Origin of the sequence: Streptomyces fumanus (assembly GCF_014655295.1) — a bacterium.
Lineage (GTDB): Bacteria > Actinomycetota > Actinomycetes > Streptomycetales > Streptomycetaceae > Streptomyces > Streptomyces fumanus.
Genome location: NZ_BNBI01000008.1, coordinates 290,896 through 310,568, shown reverse-complemented (window position 1 = coordinate 310,568; position 19,673 = coordinate 290,896). Strand labels below are relative to the sequence as shown.

General features: G+C 75.3%; 19 protein-coding genes. 13 read left to right on the top strand and 6 right to left on the bottom strand.

Annotated elements, in window-relative coordinates:
- Positions 1-83: 83 nt before the first annotated feature.
- From IE316_RS19410 to IE316_RS19390, 5 genes are all read left to right on the top strand, one after another.
- On the top strand, positions 84-938 hold the full coding sequence (locus tag IE316_RS19410) for a polysaccharide deacetylase family protein (protein WP_190205673.1): 855 nt from the start codon (positions 84-86) through the stop codon (positions 936-938).
- A gap of 29 nt (positions 939-967) precedes the next feature.
- Positions 968-1,150, top strand: a complete 183-nt coding sequence (locus IE316_RS19405; protein ID WP_190205672.1) for a hypothetical protein — start codon at positions 968-970, stop codon at positions 1,148-1,150.
- Between the two features lie 24 nt (positions 1,151-1,174).
- On the top strand, positions 1,175-1,891 hold the full coding sequence (locus IE316_RS19400; protein ID WP_190205671.1) for a peptidyl-tRNA hydrolase: 717 nt from the start codon (positions 1,175-1,177) through the stop codon (positions 1,889-1,891).
- Positions 1,892-1,987: 96 nt separating this feature from the next.
- Complete coding sequence (locus tag IE316_RS19395) at positions 1,988-3,295, top strand: MbnB/TglH/ChrH family RiPP precursor modification enzyme (RefSeq protein ID WP_190205670.1); 1,308 nt, start codon at positions 1,988-1,990, stop codon at positions 3,293-3,295.
- Positions 3,296-3,390: 95 nt separating this feature from the next.
- Positions 3,391-4,170, top strand: coding sequence for a TIGR04222 domain-containing membrane protein (locus IE316_RS19390; protein ID WP_190205669.1), 780 nt, complete (start codon positions 3,391-3,393; stop codon positions 4,168-4,170).
- Between the two features lie 146 nt (positions 4,171-4,316).
- Here IE316_RS19390 and hemQ read toward each other — a convergent pair whose 3' ends face one another.
- Positions 4,317-5,048: a hydrogen peroxide-dependent heme synthase gene (hemQ, locus tag IE316_RS19385; RefSeq protein ID WP_190205668.1), complete on the bottom strand. Its 732-nt coding sequence runs from the start codon at positions 5,046-5,048 to the stop codon at positions 4,317-4,319.
- A 4-nt stretch (positions 5,049-5,052) separates the two neighbouring features.
- Entirely contained in the window at positions 5,053-6,516 is a 1,464-nt protein-coding gene (gene hemG / locus IE316_RS19380; protein ID WP_190205667.1) for a protoporphyrinogen oxidase, read from the bottom strand.
- Positions 6,517-6,674: 158 nt separating this feature from the next.
- Here hemG and IE316_RS19375 point away from each other — a divergent pair, with 158 nt between their 5' ends.
- From IE316_RS19375 to IE316_RS19365, 3 genes are all read left to right on the top strand, one after another.
- Positions 6,675-7,694 (top strand): DUF4349 domain-containing protein, encoded by a 1,020-nt coding sequence (locus IE316_RS19375; RefSeq protein WP_190205666.1) that lies wholly within the window; start codon positions 6,675-6,677, stop codon positions 7,692-7,694.
- Between the two features lie 9 nt (positions 7,695-7,703).
- A complete protein-coding gene (locus IE316_RS19370) occupies positions 7,704-9,074 on the top strand; it encodes an FAD-dependent oxidoreductase (protein ID WP_190205665.1) in 1,371 nt (456 codons plus the stop codon).
- An 89-nt stretch (positions 9,075-9,163) separates the two neighbouring features.
- Positions 9,164-9,982: a rhomboid family intramembrane serine protease gene (locus IE316_RS19365; RefSeq protein ID WP_190205664.1), complete on the top strand. Its 819-nt coding sequence runs from the start codon at positions 9,164-9,166 to the stop codon at positions 9,980-9,982.
- 55 nt (positions 9,983-10,037) lie between these two features.
- Here the strand turns inward: IE316_RS19365 and IE316_RS19360 are convergent, their stop codons facing one another.
- Positions 10,038-10,895 carry a ScbA/BarX family gamma-butyrolactone biosynthesis protein gene (locus IE316_RS19360; protein ID WP_190205663.1) on the bottom strand — a complete coding sequence of 286 codons (858 nt, stop codon included), beginning with the start codon at positions 10,893-10,895 and terminating at the stop codon, positions 10,038-10,040.
- A 205-nt stretch (positions 10,896-11,100) separates the two neighbouring features.
- Complete coding sequence (locus IE316_RS19355) at positions 11,101-11,652, bottom strand: TetR family transcriptional regulator (RefSeq protein WP_229910466.1); 552 nt, start codon at positions 11,650-11,652, stop codon at positions 11,101-11,103.
- Between the two features lie 287 nt (positions 11,653-11,939).
- Between IE316_RS19355 and IE316_RS19350 the strand changes: the two genes are divergently transcribed.
- Together IE316_RS19350 and sbnB are read left to right on the top strand one after the other, a co-directional pair.
- Positions 11,940-13,349 carry a class II 3-deoxy-7-phosphoheptulonate synthase gene (locus IE316_RS19350; RefSeq protein WP_190205661.1) on the top strand — a complete coding sequence of 470 codons (1,410 nt, stop codon included), beginning with the start codon at positions 11,940-11,942 and terminating at the stop codon, positions 13,347-13,349.
- Positions 13,350-13,400: 51 nt separating this feature from the next.
- On the top strand, positions 13,401-14,456 hold the full coding sequence (sbnB, locus tag IE316_RS19345; protein WP_190205660.1) for a 2,3-diaminopropionate biosynthesis protein SbnB: 1,056 nt from the start codon (positions 13,401-13,403) through the stop codon (positions 14,454-14,456).
- A 13-nt stretch (positions 14,457-14,469) separates the two neighbouring features.
- Here the strand turns inward: sbnB and IE316_RS19340 are convergent, their stop codons facing one another.
- Positions 14,470-15,198: a thioesterase II family protein gene (locus IE316_RS19340; RefSeq protein ID WP_190205659.1), complete on the bottom strand. Its 729-nt coding sequence runs from the start codon at positions 15,196-15,198 to the stop codon at positions 14,470-14,472.
- On the bottom strand, positions 15,195-15,986 hold the full coding sequence (locus IE316_RS19335) for an AfsR/SARP family transcriptional regulator (RefSeq protein ID WP_190205658.1): 792 nt from the start codon (positions 15,984-15,986) through the stop codon (positions 15,195-15,197). The genes IE316_RS19340 and IE316_RS19335 overlap by 4 nt, the downstream gene beginning before the upstream one ends.
- Positions 15,987-16,413: 427 nt before the next feature.
- On the opposite strand from IE316_RS19335, the gene IE316_RS19330 reads away from it, so the two are divergent.
- The 3 genes from IE316_RS19330 to IE316_RS19320 all read left to right on the top strand — a co-directional run bounded on the left by IE316_RS19330 (position 16,414) and on the right by IE316_RS19320 (position 19,464).
- Positions 16,414-16,929, top strand: coding sequence for a flavin reductase family protein (locus tag IE316_RS19330; RefSeq protein ID WP_190205657.1), 516 nt, complete (start codon positions 16,414-16,416; stop codon positions 16,927-16,929).
- Positions 16,930-17,095: 166 nt separating this feature from the next.
- Complete coding sequence (locus IE316_RS19325; protein ID WP_229910465.1) at positions 17,096-18,343, top strand: cation:proton antiporter; 1,248 nt, start codon at positions 17,096-17,098, stop codon at positions 18,341-18,343.
- 203 nt (positions 18,344-18,546) lie between these two features.
- Complete coding sequence (locus tag IE316_RS19320; protein ID WP_190205655.1) at positions 18,547-19,464, top strand: ArsR/SmtB family transcription factor; 918 nt, start codon at positions 18,547-18,549, stop codon at positions 19,462-19,464.
- Positions 19,465-19,673 lie beyond the last annotated feature (209 nt).

The window sequence follows — 19,673 nt, the reverse complement described above, 5'->3', positions numbered from 1 at the left end:
CGGTCCGTCCGCCCGGGTGACCGCACGGCCCGGTCACCCGGCCTCGCCGCGAAAGCCGACAAACACCCCCATACGTTCGTACGATGATCACTCTCGTACGACGTGCGGTGGCCGTCGGGGTCCTGGGGGCCGCCGTCCTCACCGGCTGCGGCACCGCCCCCGCCCCGCAGGCCCCCCGCCCGGCCTCCCCGACCGCCGCCTCCCCCTCCCCCGCGAAGTCCCGGCCGCCGACGCTGGCGCCCGGCCCGGCGGGGCTCACCCCCGTCTTCGCGCACGGTCCGCGCACCGGCGGGCGGACCGTGGCGCTGACCTTCGACGCCGACATGACCGCCGACCAGGGGCGCCGGGCGGCGGCCGGCGAGCGGTTCGACAACCCCGAGCTGATCGCGGCACTGCGCGAACTGGGGGTGCCCGCCACGGTGTTCATGACCGGCCGGTGGGCCGAGGAGTACCCGCGGCAGGCCCGCGCGATCGGCCGGGACCCGCTGTTCGAGGTCGCCAACCACTCCTACAGCCACTACGCCTTCACCGGCGGCTGCTACGGCCTGCCGACCGTCGCCCGCACCCGGATGCGGGCGGAGGTGGAACAGGCGTACGCGGCGTTCCGCGCGGCCGGGGTGGCGGAGCCGATGCCGTACTTCCGCTTCCCCGGCGGCTGCCACGACCGGACGGCGCTGAGGGAACTGACGGCCGCCGGGGTCACCGCCGTGCAGTGGGACGTGGTCGGCGGCGACGCCTTCGCCACCGACGCGGACGCCGTCGCCCGGCAGGTGCTGGACGGGGTCCGGCCCGGGTCCGTGGTCGTCCTGCACTGCACCCGCAGCGCCGCCCCGGCCACCGAGCGGGCGGTCCGGCGGATCGTCCCGGAACTGCGCCGCCAGGGCTACCGGTTCGTCAAGGTCTCCGAACTGATCGGCGCCGCCGACGGCCGCCGCTGACCGCCGCCCGGCCGTCCTACGCTGGAAGTATGAGCGACGACGACGACTGCCTGATCGACGACGCGGCCAGGCCCCCCAGGGCCGACGGGCCGCCGTACGCCGAGTGCATACTGTGCCGGGAGCCGACCGAGTACCCCGAGTCGTACAAGGGCGTGACCCTCTGCCCGGTCTGCGAGTGGCAGGAGGCCCAGCGGACGGCCTGCTCGGGCTGAGCGCGGGGTTGGCAGACTGGGGGCGTGAACACTGATCCGGCACCCGCCCCCGAGGGCCCCTTCCGTTCCGAGCCCGGCGACCGCGACCTCGCGCCGCAGTTCGTGCTGCCGCTGGTGGTACGCATCGAGCGGGCCGCGCCCCCGGCCCGCACCGACGCCCTGGAGACCGCCGCGCGGGCGGTCCTGGTGATGCTCACCGACGAGCGCTCGACCGGCGACGGCCCCTGGGCGAAGGCGGTCCGGGACTGGCAGGACGCCCGCATCCGCAAGGTGGTCCGGCGGGCCCGGGGCGCGGAGTGGCGGCGCGCCGAGGCCCTGCCCGGCATCACGGTCACCGGCGCCACGGCCGAGGTGCGCGTCTTCCCGCCGGTCCCGGTCGACGACTGGCCCCGGGACCTCGCCCGGCTCCAGGTCTCCGGCACCGACCTCGACGACCCCGAGCCCCCGGTGGACCCCGACCCGTCCGCGCCGGTGCTCTGGCTCAGCCCCGACCTCGACATGTCGGCCGGCAAGGCGATGGCGCAGGCCGGGCACGGCGCCCAGTTGGCCTGGTGGGAACTGACCGGCGCCCAGCGCGCCGCCTGGCACGCCGCGGGCTTCCCCCTCGCGGTGCGCACCGCCGCCCCCGGCCACTGGAAGACCCTCACCACCAGCGGCCTCCCGGTGGTCCGCGACGCCGGCTTCACGGAGATTGCCCCGGGGTCGTGCACGGTGGTGGCGGATCATCCGGGGCTGCGGTAGCGGAAACCTCAAGTGTTGCTCTGAACCTGCCACCCCCGAGGTTCGCCCGTTCCCGGCCGGGCCATATCCCCCGGGAACGAAGGAGGGGGACGGGACATGGAGAAGCTGGGGACGGGGATCGGGTGGCGGCCGGAGATCGCGGACGTCGTGGAGGGGCTGCCGGGGATCGACTGGGTCGAGGTGGTGGCGGAGAACGTCTGTCCCGGGCATCTGCCGGCGTCGCTGCTGCGGTTGCGCGAGCGGGGCGTGACCGTGGTGCCGCACGGTGTCTCGCTGGGCCTCGGGGGCGCCGAGCGGCCCGATCCGGCGCGGCTCGCGGCGCTCGCCGAGCGGGCCGAGGCGCTGGGGTCGCCGCTGGTCACCGAGCACATCGCGTTCGTCCGGGCGGGCGGGCCGCTGACCGCCTCGCCCCGCCTGGAGGCCGGGCACCTGCTGCCGGTGCCGCGCACCCGCGAGGCCCTCGACGTGCTCTGCGAGAACATCCGCATCGCCCAGGACGCGCTGCCCGTACCGCTCGCCGTGGAGAACATCGCCGCGCTGCTGGCCTGGCCGGGCGAGGAGCTGACCGAGGGGCAGTTCCTGTACGAGCTGGCCGACCGGACCGGCGTACGGCTGCTGATCGACGTGGCGAACCTGCACACCAACCACGTCAACCAGGGCGAGGACCCGGCCGAGGCGCTGGCCGGGCTGCCGCTGGAGGCGCTCGCGTACGTGCATGTCGCGGGCGGCTTCGAACGGGACGGCGTCTGGCACGACAGCCACGCCCACCCCGTGCCGCAGCCGGTGCTGGACGTGCTGACCGACCTGGCCGCCCGGGTCGCCCCGCCGGGGGTGCTGCTGGAGCGGGACGAGGACTTCCCCGGTGCGGCCGAGCTGGCGGGCGAGCTGACGGCGATCCGGGAGGCGGTGGAGAAGGGGCGGGCACAGGGCGGGGCGCCGGTCCGCCGGGCCCGGGGGGCCGGGGGCGCGCCGGTGGCGTCCGACACCGGGCCCGCGCGGCTGCGGCTGGGACTCGCGCAGGCCGCCCTGCTGTCCGCGCTGGTCGCGGGGACGCCCGCGCCGGAGGGGTTCGACCGGGGCCGGCTGGCGGTGCAGGCGCGGGCGCTCGCCGCCAAGCGGGCCGGGGTGGTGGCCAAGGTCGCGCCCGAACTGCCGGAGATCCTCGGGGCGGCGTACCGGCCGGCCTTCCTGGCGTACGCCCAGCGCCATCCGATGTCCGGCGGGTACCGGAGGGACGCGCTCGACTTCGCCGGGCATCTGCTGCGCTCCGGTGAGCTCCGGGAGGCGGCCGCGCGGCGGGAGGTGCGGCGGTGGTGGCGCGAGCGGTCCGGTCCGGTGCCGCCCGCGCGGCGTCCGGCGGTGCGACTGGCGCGGGCCGCGCGACGGGTGGTGCTCGGGCGCTGATCCGCCCGGGCGGAAGGTCACGTACCGGCCACACTCACGTCCGGATGGTGAAAGGGGCATGGCGGAGGTGGCGGCGTTCGGCATAGAAAAGCGGCATGGTCTGGGTCCTTCTGCTGCTGCCGGCCTGGTTCGTCGCGGGCGCGGCGTGCACCCGGCTGTGTCTGGCCGCCGTCCGCGCGGCCTCCGCCGACACGCACCCGGAGCGGGGACGTGAACTCGACCTGTACGAGGCCGCGTTCCTGTCCGGCGGCCCCGCGCGGGTCGCCGACCTCACGCTGGTCTCGATGGCCCGGCAGCGGCGGCTGCTGCTGGCACACACCGGCTGGGCGACCGTGGTCGACCCCCGCGGCCGGGACGAGATGGAACGGTCCGTGATCGGGGCGATCGGACCCGGGGGACAGTCCCGCATCGCGCCGGTACGGGCCTCCGCGGCGGCGGCCGAGGCGGTACGGAACCTGGCGGAACGCCTGGTCAGTGCCGGTCTGGCGGTGCCGGACGAGACCCGGACGGTGGCGGCCGGGGTACGCCGGGTGCGGCGGGCCGCGCTGGCGGTGTGCGCGCTGGGCGCGGCGGCGCTGGCGCTGCCCGTGCCCACGGACGTGCCGCGCGGTCTGATCGCCCTGTGGTTCGCGCTGCCGCTGATCCTCACCGTGAGCTGCCTCGCCATAGCGCGGATCGAGGTCCACCCGTACTCGGCGTGGGCCTCGCCGGCCGGGCAGCGGCTGCTCGGCGCGTTCGTCCGGCAGGCGTACGGCCCCGCCGACGAGCGGGCGTATCTGACCTCGGTCGCCGTGCGGGGCGTACGGGCGGTCGGCGAGCCGGATCTGCGCGCGGCCTTCGCGCACCGCGAGGAGTCGTGGAACGGGCCGGGCTGAGCGGCACGGGGGCCGGCCTCCGCCCGGCCGGCGTCGGCCTTCTTCCGTCCGTCCGGCCGGACGGTCGTGCGCCGGACGGCCTGCTGCCGTCGACGTGCGCCGGGCCGCGCCCGGGAGGCCGGTCCCGGGCGGGCGCCGGGTGACGGTCAGGCCAGGCCGGCGATCAGCTCGGCGACGTCCTTGCGGCGGCCGGTGAAGAACGGCACCTCCTCGCGCACGTGCAGCCGCGCCTCGGAGCCGCGCAGGTGACGCATGAGGTCGACGATGCGGTACAGCTCGTCGGCCTCGAAGGCGAGGATCCACTCGTAGTCGCCCAGCGAGAACGAGGCGACCGTGTTGGCCCGCACGTCCGGGTAGCCGCGGGCCATCTTGCCGTGGTCGGCGAGCATCCGACGGCGGTCCTCGTCGGGCAGCAGGTACCAGTCGTAGGAGCGGACGAACGGGTAGACGCTGACGTAGTTCCGCGGGGTCTCGTCGGCGAGGAAGGCCGGGATGTGCGAGCGGTTGAACTCGGCGGGGCGGTGCAGCGCCATGTTCGACCAGACCGGCGTGAGCGCCCGGCCCAGTTGGGTCCGGCGGAACAGGTTGTACGCCTCCTGGAGCTGGTCGCTGGTCTCGGCGTGCCACCAGATCATGAGGTCGGCGTCGGCGCGCAGCCCGGACACGTCGTACGTGCCGCGGACGGTCACGTCCTTGGCGGCGAGCTGGTCGAACAGCTCCTGGACCTCGTCGGCGTAGCCCGCGCGGTCCTCGGGGAGCACGTCCTTGAGCTTGAAGACGGACCAGAGGGTGTAGCGGATGACCTCGTTGAGGTCCTTGGCCAGCTTGCCCTTGTTGGGGATGCGCTCGGCTGCGGGGGTGGAGGCGTCGTCACTCATGCCCTCATTCTCCCGCTCCGCCGTGCAGGCTCTGCACCGGGTGGGCCGTGAGCCGCTGCACACCGGAGGCGTCCCCGGCGAGCAGGTCGACGGCCGCGTGGGCGCTGGCGACGGCCGCCGGGATGCCGACACCGTCGTAGACGGCTCCGCAGACGGCGAGGCCGGGGAGCTTCGCGACCTGCTCGCGGATGCGCGCCACCCGCGCGTGGTGGCCGACCGGGTACTGGGGCAGGCCGTCGGTCCAGCGGGTGACGCGGGCGGCGACCGGGGCGGCGGCCAGACCGGTGGCCTCGGCCAGGTCGCGCCGGGAGACGTCGATCAGACCGGCGTCGTCGCGGCCGAGGATCTCGGTGTCGCCGTACCGGCCGACCGAGGTGCGCAGCACGACCAGGCCGGGGTCCTCGCGGTCGATCCAGCCCCACTTGCGGGAGGCGAACGTGGACGCCTTGATGGTGTGCCCGTCGACCGGCGGCACCAGGAAGCCGCTGCCCTCGGGGAGCGCGGCGGCGTCCGCGCGGCGGTAGGCGAGGGTGACCAGCGCCATCGAGGCGTACTCCACGGCGGCCAGCTCAGCGGCGGCGGCCGGGGCCTCGGCGCGCAGCAGCGCGGCGGCGGCCGGCGCCGGGACGGCCACGACGACCGCGTCGGCGCTGAGCACCCGGTCCCCGGCGACCACCCGCCACCCGGTGGGCCCGGTGCGGCGCAGGGCGGTCACCGGCGTGTTCAACAGGATCTCGCCGCCGCGCGCGCGGACGGCGTCGGCGACGGCCGGGGGCAGGGTGCCGATGCCGCCCTCGATGCCCATGAAGACCGGGCCCGCCGCCGGGGCGGCGGCCGTGCGGCCCTGGATCGCGCGGACCGCCTCGGTCAGCGAGGTGTGCGCGCGGGCCGCCTCGAACAACTGGGGGACGGCGGAGCGCATCGAGATGCGGTACGCGTCGCCCGCGTACACGCCGCCCAGCAGGGGCTCCACCAGACGGTCGACGACCTCGCGGCCGAGCCGCGCCGCCACGTACTCCCCCACCGCCACGTCGTCGCCGACCTCGGTGCGGGGCAGTTCGGCGTCCCGGCCGATGCGGGCCAGCCCCTCCGCGGAGAGCACGCCGGACAGGGCGGCGGCGGTGCCGGGGACGCCCATGACGTGGCCCTTGGGCATGGGCCGCAGCGCGCCCCGGGTCCACAGGGCGGCCGTCGCGGTGGTCGGCGGCTGGAGCCGGTCGGCGAGCCCGACCTCGCGGGCCAGGCCGACCGCCTCGGGGCGGCGGGCCAGCATCGACTCGGCGCCGAGGTCGACGCGCACACCGGCGATCTCGCCGGGCAGCAGCTTGCCGCCGACCCGGTCCGACGCCTCCAGCACCGTCACCCGGGCGCCCCGCCCGAGCAGCCGGTGGGCGGCGGCCAGACCGGCGATGCCGGCGCCGACGACCACGACCTGCCCCGCGCCCGCGGGGGTCTCGCTCACGTCCATGCGTCCAGCCTCTCAGACGGCACCGACAGCGCCGGACGGGGCCCGGCGAGGCGGTGCCGAGTCCGGACCGTGACCGCTTCGGGACCTTTCCGCGCGATCGTTCCGGCAGGCCGCGGCGTCCTAGGAGCGTCATTCGCCGCGACCCTCGGGGGCCTTTCATGCAGGTACGCCGTTCCGCTCGATCCGCACGACCCGTCTCCGCCCTGGCCGGGCTGCTGCTGGCCGCGGCCCTGGCGCTCACCGGATGCTCCGCCGCGGACGACTCCGGGGCGGACGGCGCCGACAAGGCGGCCGGCGCGCGCGCCGACTCCCAGGCCGACTCCGGGGCCGGTTCCGGGGCCGGCTACGAGGAGGGCAAGGGCGGTGCGGCGGACGACGGCAAGGCGTCCGCGCCGCCGAAGCTCACCCCCGACCACGTCATCCACACCGCCTCGCTGACCGTCGAGGTCGAGAACGTCCCCAAGGCCCTGGCGCGGGCGCGTGCCGCCACCGAGAGCGCGGGCGGCTACGTCGGCGAGGAGAGCACCGCCCGCGACGAGGAGGGCGCCGAGTACACCGAGGTCGTCCTGCGCGTCCCCGTCGACGCCTACGACAAGGTCCTGGCCGGCCTGGAGGGCACCGGCAGGCTCGTCGAGCGCAACGCCGAGGCGCGGGACGTCACCGACCAGGTGGTGGACGTGGACAGCCGGGTGAAGACGCAGCGCGCCAGCGTCGCCCGGATCCGCGAGCTGATGGACCGCGCGACGAAACTCAGCGACGTGGTCACCCTGGAGGGCGAACTGAGCAGCCGTCAGGCGGAACTGGAGTCGCTGCTCGCCCGGCAGGCGTCCCTGAAGGACCGCACCGACCTGGCCACCATCACGCTCTCCCTGTCCGAGCGGCCGGCGGGGCGGGACGACGGGTCGGACGACCCCGGCTTCACCGACGCCCTGACGGGCGGCTGGGACGCGTTCGTGACCGTGCTGCGCTGGGTGGTGGTGGCGGTGGCCGCGGTGCTGCCGTTCGCCGCGGCGCTGCTGCTGCTGGTGGTGGTGTGGCGGCGGGTGGTCCGGCCCCAACTGCCGCGCCGCCCGGCCCCCGCGCCCGCCGCGACCGCGCTCGGCCCGCTGCCGTCGGCCCGGCCGGCGCCCCGGCCGGCCGGGGGGAGCGAGGGCGGCGCGGGCACCGAGGAGTCGTAGCGTGGGCGCATGAGCAGACTGGTCGTCATCGGCGGCGACGCCGCGGGAATGTCCGCGGCGTCACAGGCCCGCCGCCTGCGGACACCCGGCGAACTGGAGATCGTGGCGTTCGAACGGGGCCGTTTCACCTCCTACTCCGCGTGCGGCATCCCGTACTGGGTGGGCGGCGAGGTCCCCGACCGGGACGACCTCGTCGCCCGCACCCCCGAGGAGCACCGCGCCCGCGGCATCGACCTGCGGATGCGCACCGAGGTCACCGCCGTCGACGTGGCGGGCGGGCGGGTACGCGCGCGTGACCTCGGCTCCGGGGCCGAGTCCTGGACCTCGTACGACCATCTGGTGATCGCCACCGGTGCCCGCCCGGTCCGGCCGGAGCTGCCCGGCATCGACGCCCCCGGGGTGCACGGGGTGCAGACGCTCGGCGACGGGCAGGCGCTGCTGGACACGCTGGCACACGCGCGTGGCCGCCGGGCGGTGGTGATCGGCGCCGGGTACATCGGCGTGGAGATGGCCGAGGCGCTGATCAACCGCGGCTACCAGGTGACCGTCGTGGACCGCGGCCCGGAGCCGATGGCCACCCTCGACCCCGACATGGGCCGCCTGGTGCGCCGGGCCATGACGGGCCTCGGCATCACCATGGTGAGCGACGCCGAGGTCACCGAAGTGCGCACCGGCGCCGACGGACGGGTGAGCGCGGTGGTCACCGGGGACGCGGAGTACCCGGCGGACGTGGTGGTGCTCGGCCTCGGGGTGCGGCCGGAGACCGCCCTGGCGCGGGACGCCGGGCTGCCCCTGGGCGACCACGGCGGGCTGCTGACGGACCGGACGATGCGGGTGCGCGGGCACGAGAACATCTGGGCGGGCGGCGACTGCGTCGAGGTCCTGGACCTGGTGTCCGGGCAGCAACGGCACATCGCGCTGGGCACCCACGCCAACAAGCACGGCCAGATCATCGGCACCAACGTGGGCGGCGGCCACGCGACCTTCCCGGGCGTCGTCGGCACGGCCGTCAGCAAGGTCTGCGACCTGGAGATCGCCCGGACCGGGCTGCGCGAGAAGGACGCCCGCCGGGCGGGCCTGGAGTACGTGACGGTCACCGTCGAGTCGACCAGCCGCGCGGGCTACTACCCGGGGGCCTCCCCGATGACGGTGAAGATGCTCGCCGAGCGCGGCACCGGCCGGCTGCTCGGTGTGCAGATCGTCGGCCGGGAGGGCGCGGGCAAGCGGGTGGACATCGCCGCGGTGGCGCTGACGGCGGGTATGACGGTGGAGCGGATGACCACCCTGGACCTGGGGTACGCCCCGCCGTTCTCCCCGGTGTGGGACCCGGTGCTGGTGGCGGCCCGCAAGGCGGTCCGGGCGGTGGAGCAGCGCGGCTGACGGGACCCGCCCCGCGACGCCGGGGAGCCGTACGGGGCGTCCGGCCCGGTCCGCCGGTTCGCCCCGGCCGTCGGGGGCACTAGTCCTGCGTGGTCATCCCCGTCCATGACGTGAACCCGGTGCGCCGCACCCCCTGGGTCACCTACGCGCTGATCGCGGCCAACGTCGCCGTGTTCCTGTCCATGCCCGGCATGGCCGACTCGCTCACCGGAGCCGCCGGCCTGGCCCGGCAGTGCGATCTCCAGGCGTACCTGGACCACTGGGCGGCCGTCCCCCAGGAGCTGATCCACCACCGGATGCCACGGCTGGTGCCCACTGGTGAGGTGGGGGTCGGCCCGCACGGGCCGGGCTGCGTGGTGGCCGCGCCCGGCTACGACAAGTCGCCCGAGCTGAGCGTGCTGACCGCGATGTTCCTGCACGGGAGCTGGCTGCACCTGCTGGGCAACATGCTCTTCCTGTGGATCTTCGGCAACAACATCGAGGACCGCATGGGCCACCTGCGGTTCCTGCTGTTCTACGGCGTCTGCGGCTACGCGGCGACGTACGGCTTCGCGCTGTTCGACGCCGGGTCGGCCGCCCCGCTGATCGGCGCGTCCGGGGCGATCGCCGGTGTCCTCGGGGCGTACCTGGTCCTCTATCCCAGGGCCCGGGTCTGGGTGCTCGTGCCGTTCTTGATCTTCCTGCCGCTGCGGCTGCCCGCCTGGATCGTGCTCGGCCTGTGGTTCGTCCTCCAGGCGTTCTACTCGGCGGGCCAGGGCGTCGCCCAGGCGGGCACCGTCGCCTACGTCGCGCACGTGGTCGGCTTCGTCGCCGGGATGCTGCTCGCCTGGCCCCTCAAGCCCGGCACTCCCCCGCCGCCGGAGCCGCGCGGCATCCTCTTCGGCCGGCGGACCCGGCGGTCCTGGTAGGGCGGGGCACCGGACGCGGCGGCCGGTGGGCCCGGCCGGCGCGTCCGGGCCGGTGTCAGTGCCGGGCGGCGATGAGGACCGAGGAGAAGACGGGCCTGCCGTCCTGGGCGGCGGTGACGTGCACCTGATGGCCGCGCGGGTCGCCGGACGGCCCCGGCTCGGCGGTCAGCAGGCACGGCCGGTCCAGTTCCACGTACCGCAGGAAGCGGGTGTCGAAGGCGACGGGTGTCACCGGCTGCCCCACCAGCGACCGGGCCGCCTGGGCGGCGGCCTCCAGCAGGACCATCCCCGGCACGTGGTCGTGCGGGTGGTCGAAGAAGACCCGGTGGCCGGTGTCCACCCGCAGCCGCCAGGTGTCCGGCGGGCCGGCCGGCGACAGCAGCACGTCGCGCGCCTGGTCCCGGCCCACCCGGGCGGCCGGTACCGGCGGGCCGGGCGGCAGCGCGCGGGCCACCGCCTCGGCGGCGTCGCGGTGGCTGCCGCGCAGCCGGTCGTAGAGGGCGGGGGGATGGGCGGTGTAGTCGAGTTCGGCGGTCCCCAGCGGCACCCCGGCGCGCTGTGCCTCGATGCGCGAGGTGAGCCGGACCGAACCGAGCCGCCGGCGCCCGACCGAGGGGTGGGTGATCCGCAGCACCACCCGCGCGGGGCTCCCGTCGGCCCGCAGGGCCTCCCGGTTGACGGTGGCGCGGAGCTGTTCCCAGCCGAGCCGGTGGCCGAGGGGTATGCGGTGCACGTCGTGGCTGAGCAGGGCCAGCGCCTGGCGCAGGCTCTCGACGAACAGCAGCGGGCTGTAGTGACCTTCCTGGACGTGGAAGGAGTGCTCGGACGGCCAGCGGACGGTCACCCGCTGGTCCTTGCCGTCGATCTCGTCCCACTCCGTGACCAGCACCGCTTCCGGTACGGACTTGCGCACCAGCGCACCGATGCCGGGTGCGGAAGGTGACGAGCCGGCTCTCTCGCGGCACGCGTCGTTCTCCGGGCTCACTGGCGACCTACCCCCCTGGTCGACGCGTGCGCACCGGTCGCGGGCACACGCGTGCTGCGGGACCTCTGGGGCCCCCGTGGTGCCAAAGAATAATGAGAGTTCTTTTTCCGCAGTAGGGTCCCGGTGCCGGCAATCAGGCGGACGGCGAAAGCCCCTGGAGAACGACGGTCCATATTCGGGCGAGCTGGACCCTGGCCTGCTCCGCCGATTCCTCCTGGTGAATGATGCGGCGGCGGATCTCCGCCTCGACGCCGGTGACCAGATAGGTGGCCAGGGAGGCGAGCGCCGCGGGGTCGGGCCCGGCGCCGGCCGTCTCCCCGGGGTGGTCGGGCAGGCATTCGCGCAGCGTGGGCGTCCAGGCCGAGGTCCAGTCCAGCGGGCCCGGCTGCTCCCGGGAGAGCCGGGCGGCGGCGCGCACCGCGACCTCCTGCTCCAGCAGTTCGGCCAGGGTCAGCGTCAGCCGGACCACCGCCTCCACGGGGTCGGCCTCCCGCGCGGCCGCCCGGCCGACGGCCGGCACGGTGTCGGCGTGCGCCTTGCGCCGTACCGCGTCCGCCAGTTCCCGTTTGTTGGCGTAGTGGAAGGTCAGGGCGCCGACGGAGATCCCGGCGGAGCTGGCGATCCGCGTCAGGGAGGTGCCCGCGTATCCGTGCCGGTCGAACTCCCGGGCAGCCGCTGTGGTCACGGCTCGCCGCGTCCGGAGGGCTCGCTCCTGCATCACCGTGGTCCCTTCCGGCGAGACGCGCCCGGGGCCTGCCCCGCGGACGCGAACTTCCGGCGTCGAAAATAAAAAACCTCACTATAATTATCGTGTCCCGGCAGTACCGGCGGCAAGGAAGGGATTCCGGCCACCGGCCGGACCGAAGCGTGAACCGCCGGGTCCACCTGCCAGTTTCATCCGACACTGAATAAGGTGGCCCGCCGCCCCCGGCTGTTCCTACGGTTCTTCTCCGGCCCTACGAAAGGCAGCCGATGGGAAACGCCACGCAGGAATCCGAGGCGGGACGGCAGGCGGCCGGGACCTGGCGCCACCGCCCGGCGGCACAGCAGCCGGACTGGCCGGACCGGGCCCACCTGGGGGCCGTGGTGCGGCGGTTGTCGCTGGCCCCGCCGCTGGTCTTCGCCGCCGAGTGCGAGACGCTGCGCCGCCGGATGGCGTCGGTCGCCCGCGGTGAGGCGGTGCTGCTCCAGGGCGGCGACTGCGCGGAGACGTTCGCGCGGACCACGACCGAGTCCATCCGCGGCAAGCTGAAGACGCTGCTGCAGATGGCCGTCGTCCTCACCCACGCCGCCGCGCTGCCGATCGTCAAGGTCGGACGGATGGCCGGGCAGTACGCCAAGCCCCGCTCCCGCGCCGCGGAGGAGCGCGGCGGGACGGTGCTGCCGGTCTACCGGGGCGACGCCGTCAACGGGCCGGAGTTCACCGCCGAGGCCCGGCGGCCGGACCCGGAGCGGCTGCGGCTGATGTACGAGCACTCCGCCATGACGCTCAATCTGATCCGGGCGCTGACCACCGGCGGCTTCGCCGATCTGCGCCGGGTGCACACCTGGAACCAGGGGTTCGTGGCCGGTTCCCCGTCCGGGGAGCGCTACGAGCGCCTGGCCGAGGAGATCGAGCGCAGCCTGGCCTTCATGCACGCCTGCGGCGCCGGCACCCGGGGGCTGGACACCGCGGAGTTCTTCGTCAGCCACGAGGGCCTGCTGCTGGAGTACGAGGCCGCGCTGACCCGGGTCGAGCCGGGGACGGACCGGGCGTACGCCACCAGCGGGCACATGCTGTGGATCGGCGAGCGGACCCGGGACCTCGACGGGGCGCACATCGAGTTCTTCTCGCGGGTGGCCAACCCCATCGCGGTCAAACTGGGCCCGGCCACCGGCGCGGACGAGGTGATGGGCCTGCTGGACAGGCTGGACCCGGCCCGCGAGCCCGGCCGGCTCACCCTGGTGGTCCGGGCCGGGGCCGAGCGGGTCCGTGACGTGCTGCCCACGCTGGTGGCGAAGCTCCAGGCGGAGGGCGCCCAGGTGGGCTGGGTCTGCGACCCGATGCACGGCAACACCATCACCGCGGCGAGCGGCCACAAGACCCGCAGGTTCGACGCGGTCATGGACGAGGTGCGCGGCTTCTTCGAGGTGCACCGGGCGCTGGGCAGCCACCCCGGCGGCATCCACGTGGAACTGACCGGGGACGACGTCACCGAGTGCGTCGGCGGCGGCCACGAGGTCCGCCCCGAGCACCTGCACCACCGCTACGAGACGGCGTGCGACCCCCGGCTGAACCACACCCAGTCCCTGGACCTGGCCTTCCTGCTGGCCGAGATGTACCGGGAGCGGACCGGCCGCGCCGGCCCGGCGCCCGACGCCCCGTCAGCGCCCTGTCAGTGACGCCGGGAAGCATGACGCCGACCCCGTCCGTTCGCCGCAAGGGAGTCGTGGATGCCCACGGAAGCCGCCGTCCCGCCGTTCTCCGTCATACCCGGATCGCAGGTGCACGAGGTCCTGGCCGGCCGCGAGCGGACCGTCGTGGACCTGGTCGAGGCCGCCTACCGGGTGCACGGCGAGGGCGACACGGTCAACCCGCCCTCGTACTTCCTGCGCTTCCCCGACCGCCCCTCCTCCCGCATCATCGCGCTGCCCGCCTCCCTCGGCGGTGACAACCGGATCGACGGGCTGAAGTGGATCTCCAGCTTCCCGCAGAACGTGGCCGCGGGCATCCCGCGGGCCTCCGCGGTCCTGGTGCTCAACGACCACGCCACCGGGTACCCGATCGCCTGTCTGGAGAGCTCGATCATCAGCGCGGCCCGCACCGCGGCCTCCGCGGCGCTCGCCGCGGACCGGCTGTCCCGGGCCGGCGGACGGGCCCGCCCCGCACGGGTCGGCTTCATCGGCACCGGCTTCATCGCCCGGCACATCCACACCTTCCTCGCCCGCACCGGCTGGACCTTCGACGAGGTGGGCGTGCACGACCTGTCCAGCGAGTACGCGGCGGGCTTCCGCTCCTATCTGGCGGCGGCCGGCGAGACCGGGCACGTCACCGTGCACGACAGCGCCGAGAAGCTGGTGCGCTCCTCGGACCTGGTCGTCCTCGCCACCGTCGCGGCCGCTCCGCACATCCACGCACCGGAGTGGTTCGGGCACGCCCCGCTCGTCCTCAACGTCTCCCTGCGCGACCTGGCCCCCGAGGTGCTGCTCGCCTCGGCCAACGTGGTGGACGACATCGAGCACTGCCTGAAGGCCGACACCTCCCCGCACCTGACCGAACAGCTCACCGGCGGCCGGGACTTCATCGACGGCACCCTGTACGACGTACTGACCGGCCGGACGGCGCTGCCCGCCGACCGGCCGGTGGTGTTCTCGCCGTTCGGCCTCGGCGTGCTCGACCTCGCGGTCGGCAAGTACGTCTACGACGAGGTGCGGCGGCGCGGCGAGGCCCAGGTCGTCGAGGGCTTCTTCCACGAGGTGGACCGCTACGCGCCCGGCGGACGGCGGTGACCGGGGAGCCCGTTCACCGCGGTCCGTCCACCGCGCCGAGCAGCTCGGCGCGGTGCTCGACGAGGTAGAAGTGACCCCCCGGGAACTGCCGCCGGGTGAAGCCGCCCGGCGCCACGTCGGCCCAGGCCGCCATGTCGGCCGCGGTGACCACCGGGTCGCTGTCGCCCACGTAGGCGTGCACGGGGCAGCTCACCGGGGTCGGCTCACGGGGCCCGTAGGTGCCCACCGCGGTGAAGTCCGAGCGCAGCGCGGGCAGCACCAGTTCGAGCAGTGCCGGGTCGTCGAGCAGGGCGCCGTCCGTGCCGCCCAGCGCGCGCACCTCGGCGACCAGCACGTCGTCCGCCGCCAGGTGCCAGGCCCGGGGGGTCAGCCGGTGCGGGGCCTTGCGGCTGGAGACGTGCAGGGAGTGCGCGGCCACCCGGTGCCGGTCCTCCAGGCGCACCGCGATCTCGTAGGCCAGCGAGGCGCCCATGCTGTGCCCGAAGAGCGTGACCGGCACGTCCAGGAAGGGCAGCAGCGCGGCGGTGATCTCGTCCGCCAGCTCCTCCATGCGTTCGATCCGCGGCTCGGCCCACCGCTCCTGGCGGCCGGGGTACTGGGCCACCAGGACCTGGGTGCCGGCGCCGGACTCCTGGCCCCAGGGGTGGTAGAAGCTCGCGGTGCCCCCCGCGTGCGGCAGCACCAGCACCCGCTTGCGGGGCGGTCCGGCGGCCGGGTGCGTCCGGAACCACCTGCCCGTCATGAGTACGCGTCGGCCCGGGTGACGCCCCGGGGCTCGCCGAGGACCTCGGCCTGCTGGAGGATGGCCTGGTGCAGCTTGCGCATCGAGCGGCCGGGCTCCACGCCCAGGCCGTCGGCCAGCCGCCGGCGGGCGGCCTGGAAGGCGGCCAGCGCCTCCGACTGCCGGCCCTCGCGGTACAGCGCCAGCATGAACAGCTCGGTGAGCCGCTCGCGTTCCATGTGGCTCTCCGCCAACTGCCGCAGCTCGGGGATGGCCACCCGGCCGAGGCCCGCCGCCAGCCGCAGCTCCGTCAGGTCCTCATAGACGGTGAGCCTGCGCTCCTCCAGGTCGGCGGCGCTGATCCGGCAGCGCACCCCGTCCCGTGCCTCCATCAGCGCCGGGCCGCGCCACAGGCTCAGTGCCTCCACCAGCAGCCGGCAGGCGGCCACCGGGTCGTCCGCGGAGCGTTCCCGGCCGGCGTCGGCCAGCGAGGTGAAGCGGACCGCGTCCACCGCGTCGGGGGGCACGTCCAGCACATAGCCGTTGCGTGTGGTGCAGAGTTTCTTTCCGCCGCCCGGACTGGTCGACGACATCGCGCGGCGGATGCGCACGATATGGGCGTGCAGCGCGTTCCGCGCGTTCGCCATGCTGCTGTCCGCCCATAATTCGTCGACGAGCTGCTCGAACGGAATGACCCGTCCCGGGGAGAGCGCCAGCAGCGCGAGGACCATTCCGGCCCGTCTGGAGGCCACCGGTTTCTCTTTCTCGGCTGTCGATATCTCCAGCGGCCCGAGTATTCTGATCTGCATGATCCCCCATCAGAAATCGACCAAATGATCGAGTCAAAGTCTGCCTCCTGACGGCCGGATCACGGACATACCATGTGCGCCGCGCCCCGGGGATCGAACGGTATGGAGGGCCGCGGGCTGCGGGATCGAGGCGCGGAGGCGGCGCGTACGGGTCCGGCGCGGGCGCCGCGCACCCCGCGCCGGCCGCCCGCCGGGCGAGGCGCACCGAGGTCTTTCACGCAGGACTGAAACTCCTGGCCGGTCCCCGATCGGCCCGCCTAGGCTCCCTTTTCGAACGACGCGACCTGGAACGCCGGGCGTGTGTCGATACGGCGGACACGCCGGGACATTCCTTTCGCAGGCGGATACGGAAGACGCGTATCGCCCGGTCCGGCCCTGTACCCGTCCTTGCGTTTGCCGTCCGACTCCGGAGGCGGAGCCCGAAGACATGACCGATCACACGATGCTGTCGGCCGAAGAGGCCGGCCCCGACGATTTCCGCGACATGATGAGCGGATTCCCTTCCGGTGTCTCGGTGGTGACCGCGGTCGGGCCGGACGGCCGGCCGCGCGGCATGACCTGTTCCTCGGTGTGCAGCGTCTCGCTGGCACCCCCGACGATCGTCGTCTGCCTGCGGTACGGGAGCCCGACCCTGGAGGGGGTGCTCGGCAGCGGGACCTTCGCGCTCAACCTGCTGCACTCCGGTGCCGAGTCGGTCGCCGTGCTGTTCGCCTCGGGCGACCCGGGGCGGTTCGACACCACGCCCTGGCACTCCTCCCCGACCACCGGCGGCCCCCACCTGGTGCGGGACGCGCACTCGGTCGCGGACTGCGCGGTGACGCTCACCCAGCGGGTGGGCGACCACGTCGCCGTCTTCGCCCGGACCCGGCAGATCACCCGTCACCAGCGGCGCGCTCCGCTGCTGTACGGGCTGCGCGAGTTCCGGCCCTGGACGGTCGGCTGATCCGGCCCGGGGCGGCGCCCGCCGCCGTCCGCTGCTGCCCGCCGTCGTCCGCCGTCGCCCACCCCTGCCCGTCCCCCGCCCGCCACGGTTCGGGCCTCCCCGTGGCTTGCGCAACCCCCGTATGTCCCGCACCCCCGGTATCCCCGCATCCCCGGAAAGGGAGGACATGACTCTTCTCGACGCAGCGGTCGTCGTGGTGGCGGCGCTCGCGGCGGCCGTCCTGGGCCGGCGGATCGCCGGCCTCGCCCGGCAGCCCGCCATGGTCGGCGAGATCGTGCTGTGCCTGCTGCTCGGCGCCGTGCTCGCCGCCTCCGGCCTGCACCTGCTGGACTCCGCCGACACCGTCGTCCGTACCGTCGGCCACGCCGGCCTGGCCCTGTTCGTCACCGGTGCCGTCCACGGCATGCGGACCGAGGGGGCCCGCCCGGTGGGCCGCGCGGTCGTCGGCCTCGCCCTCGGCTCCGTACTGCTGCCGATGGCGGCCGGGGTCGGGGTCGCCGCCTGGGTGATGAGCTCCGGCGACTCGGCGCTGCGCGGCGACTCGCCCGCCCCCGCGCTGACGTTGATGCTCGCCGTCGCCCTGTCCGTCACCGCCGTCCCCGTGCTCGCCGGGATCCTCCAGGACCACGGCCTGGAGCGCACCCTCACCGGCCGGCTCTCGCTGACCGCCGCCGTCACCATCGACGCGATCACCTGGCCGCTGCTGGCCGTCGCCGTGGCCCTCGCCAAGGGCGGCGGCGGCCCGCTGCGCACCGCCGCCGTGCTCGGGGGCGGCGCCGTGGTCGCCCTGGTGGCGCGCCGGGCCGCCACCGCACCGGCGGTCCGCCGGGCCGCCGTACGGTACCCGGTGCTCGCCGTCGTCACCGCCGCCGCGCTCTCCGTCGCCGCCGCCACGACCACCCAGGAGCTGGGCTGCACCGACGTGCTCGGGGCCGCGCTGGTCGGCCTCGCACTGCCCGCCGACGGGCCGTTCGAGCGGGTGGGCCGGACCGTCGGTGTCGCCGGACGCCGTACCCTGCCGGTCTACTTCGTGGTCACCGGGGCGACCTTCCTGACCGGCGCGGGCGCCGGGGTCCCGTGGACCGCCATCGTCGTGGTCACCGTCGCCGCCATCGCGGCCAAGCTGATCGGCTCCTACGCCGGGGCGCGGGCCGGCGCCCTGCCCCGCCCGGTCGCGCTGCGCCTGGCCACCCTGATGAACACCCGCGGCCTGACCGAACTCGTCGTCCTCCAGGCCGGGCTGGCCTCGGGCGTGCTGACGCCCCGGCTCTATCTCGCCCTGGTGGTGATGGCGCTGGTCACCACCGTGCTCAGCGGTCCCCTGCTGCGGGCCGTGGGCGGACCGGCCCCGGCCCCGCCCACCCGGGTCGGCCGCGCCACCCCGGCGGTGATCGGCGACGAGCGGACCTGGTGAGCATCAGTGACCGGTCAGCGTGGTGTCAGGTGACAAGGAGAGAGTGCTCCTTACGGGTTGCCGTCCCCCGCGGACTCCTCCTCCCGCCCTGATCACCACGGCCCGGCCTGTCGACGACTCCTGCCCCGACCGGCCGTGGGAATCCGCGGGTCGCCCGGTCGGCTGACGCACCCGGTCGGTCCGCGTCTTCGAGAGGCAGGTTCATGCAGAGGATCCACTTCGGCAGCGGGGACCTGCTCCGGGTCGGCCTCAGAGCCACCGCCGGGGCGGCGGTCGAGACCGCGCTCGCCCAGCACCAGCTCGCGGCGGGCACCGGCGCCTCGGCCGCCGTGTGGCGGCGGCAGGCCGCCGCGCGCCTGCCGCGGCGGGTGGCCGCCGCCGCCCCGGCCGGTCCGCCGCCCGGGGACCCGGAGATCCCGGCCGGGACGGGTCTGTCCGGCGACGGTCTCCTGCCGGAGGTGTGGCGCCGGGCCATCGCGCCCCACTGGGACCGGCTGCTCGCCCACCTGGAGGCGGAGTGCGACGCCCGCGGACGCGTCGCGATGGCGGGCGGCGTCCAGCAACTGCTGGCCACGCTGCACCCGAGGATCACCTGGCGGAACTCGGTGCTGAGCGTGCCCGGCGGGCCGGACGAGGACATCCGGCTGCACGGGCGCGGGCTGGTGCTCTGCCCGTCGGTGTTCCTCAGCCACCGCCCCGGGATGGTGGTCCGGCCCCGCCCGGCCGGCGACGCGGGCGACGCACGGCCGCTGCTCGTCTTCGGGGTGCAGCTCGACCCCCGGACCGCCGAGCGGATCTGGGGGGTGCCCTCGCGCGAGCGGTCCGCCTCGCTGAACGCCCTGGTCGGCCGGACCCGCGCGGCGGCGCTGCGGGTGCTGCGGGTGGGCTGCACCACCAGTCAGCTCGCGGACCGGCTGGGGATCTCGGTGGCCGGGGCCAGCCAGCACGCGTCGGTGCTGCGCGAGGCCGGTCTGATCACCACCCGCCGCTTCCGCAACACGGTGCTGCACACCGTGACGCCGCTCGGCCTCGCCCTCCTCGACGGCCACGACTCCGGTACGCGACCCGGACCGACGCCCCGGCTCACCGCCCGCGCCCCACGCGGCCCCGTCCGCGCCTGAACCCCGCCGCCCGCACGGGGCCCCGCGCGACCGGGGCCGCCCGCGGCACGCCGGGCCTCGCGGCCCCGTCCGCGTGCGAACGTCGCCGCCCGCACCGGGCCCCGGTCGCCCGGTCCCGCCCGCGGCACGCCGGGCCGCGCGGCCACGGACCGTACGGACGCCCAGCCCCGCCCGCGGCACACCGGGCCGCGCGGCCACGGGTCGTACGG

Bases quoted from the DNA above. Each gene is read 5' to 3' on its own strand.
- IE316_RS19410 (WP_190205673.1), top strand. From the start codon at position 84: ATGATCACTCTCGTACGACGTGCGGTGGCCGTCGGGGTCCTGGGGGCC.
- IE316_RS19405 (WP_190205672.1), top strand. From the start codon at position 968: ATGAGCGACGACGACGACTGCCTGATCGACGACGCGGCCAGGCCCCCC.
- IE316_RS19395 (WP_190205670.1), top strand. From the start codon at position 1,988: ATGGAGAAGCTGGGGACGGGGATCGGGTGGCGGCCGGAGATCGCGGAC.
- IE316_RS19390 (WP_190205669.1), top strand. From the start codon at position 3,391: ATGGTCTGGGTCCTTCTGCTGCTGCCGGCCTGGTTCGTCGCGGGCGCG.
- hemQ (WP_190205668.1), bottom strand. From the start codon at position 5,048: ATGAGTGACGACGCCTCCACCCCCGCAGCCGAGCGCATCCCCAACAAG.
- hemG (WP_190205667.1), bottom strand. From the start codon at position 6,516: ATGGACGTGAGCGAGACCCCCGCGGGCGCGGGGCAGGTCGTGGTCGTC.
- IE316_RS19375 (WP_190205666.1), top strand. From the start codon at position 6,675: ATGCAGGTACGCCGTTCCGCTCGATCCGCACGACCCGTCTCCGCCCTG.
- IE316_RS19370 (WP_190205665.1), top strand. From the start codon at position 7,704: ATGAGCAGACTGGTCGTCATCGGCGGCGACGCCGCGGGAATGTCCGCG.
- IE316_RS19350 (WP_190205661.1), top strand. From the start codon at position 11,940: ATGGGAAACGCCACGCAGGAATCCGAGGCGGGACGGCAGGCGGCCGGG.
- sbnB (WP_190205660.1), top strand. From the start codon at position 13,401: ATGCCCACGGAAGCCGCCGTCCCGCCGTTCTCCGTCATACCCGGATCG.
- IE316_RS19340 (WP_190205659.1), bottom strand. From the start codon at position 15,198: ATGACGGGCAGGTGGTTCCGGACGCACCCGGCCGCCGGACCGCCCCGC.
- IE316_RS19335 (WP_190205658.1), bottom strand. From the start codon at position 15,986: ATGCAGATCAGAATACTCGGGCCGCTGGAGATATCGACAGCCGAGAAA.
- IE316_RS19330 (WP_190205657.1), top strand. From the start codon at position 16,414: ATGACCGATCACACGATGCTGTCGGCCGAAGAGGCCGGCCCCGACGAT.
- IE316_RS19325 (WP_229910465.1), top strand. From the start codon at position 17,096: ATGACTCTTCTCGACGCAGCGGTCGTCGTGGTGGCGGCGCTCGCGGCG.
- IE316_RS19320 (WP_190205655.1), top strand. From the start codon at position 18,547: ATGCAGAGGATCCACTTCGGCAGCGGGGACCTGCTCCGGGTCGGCCTC.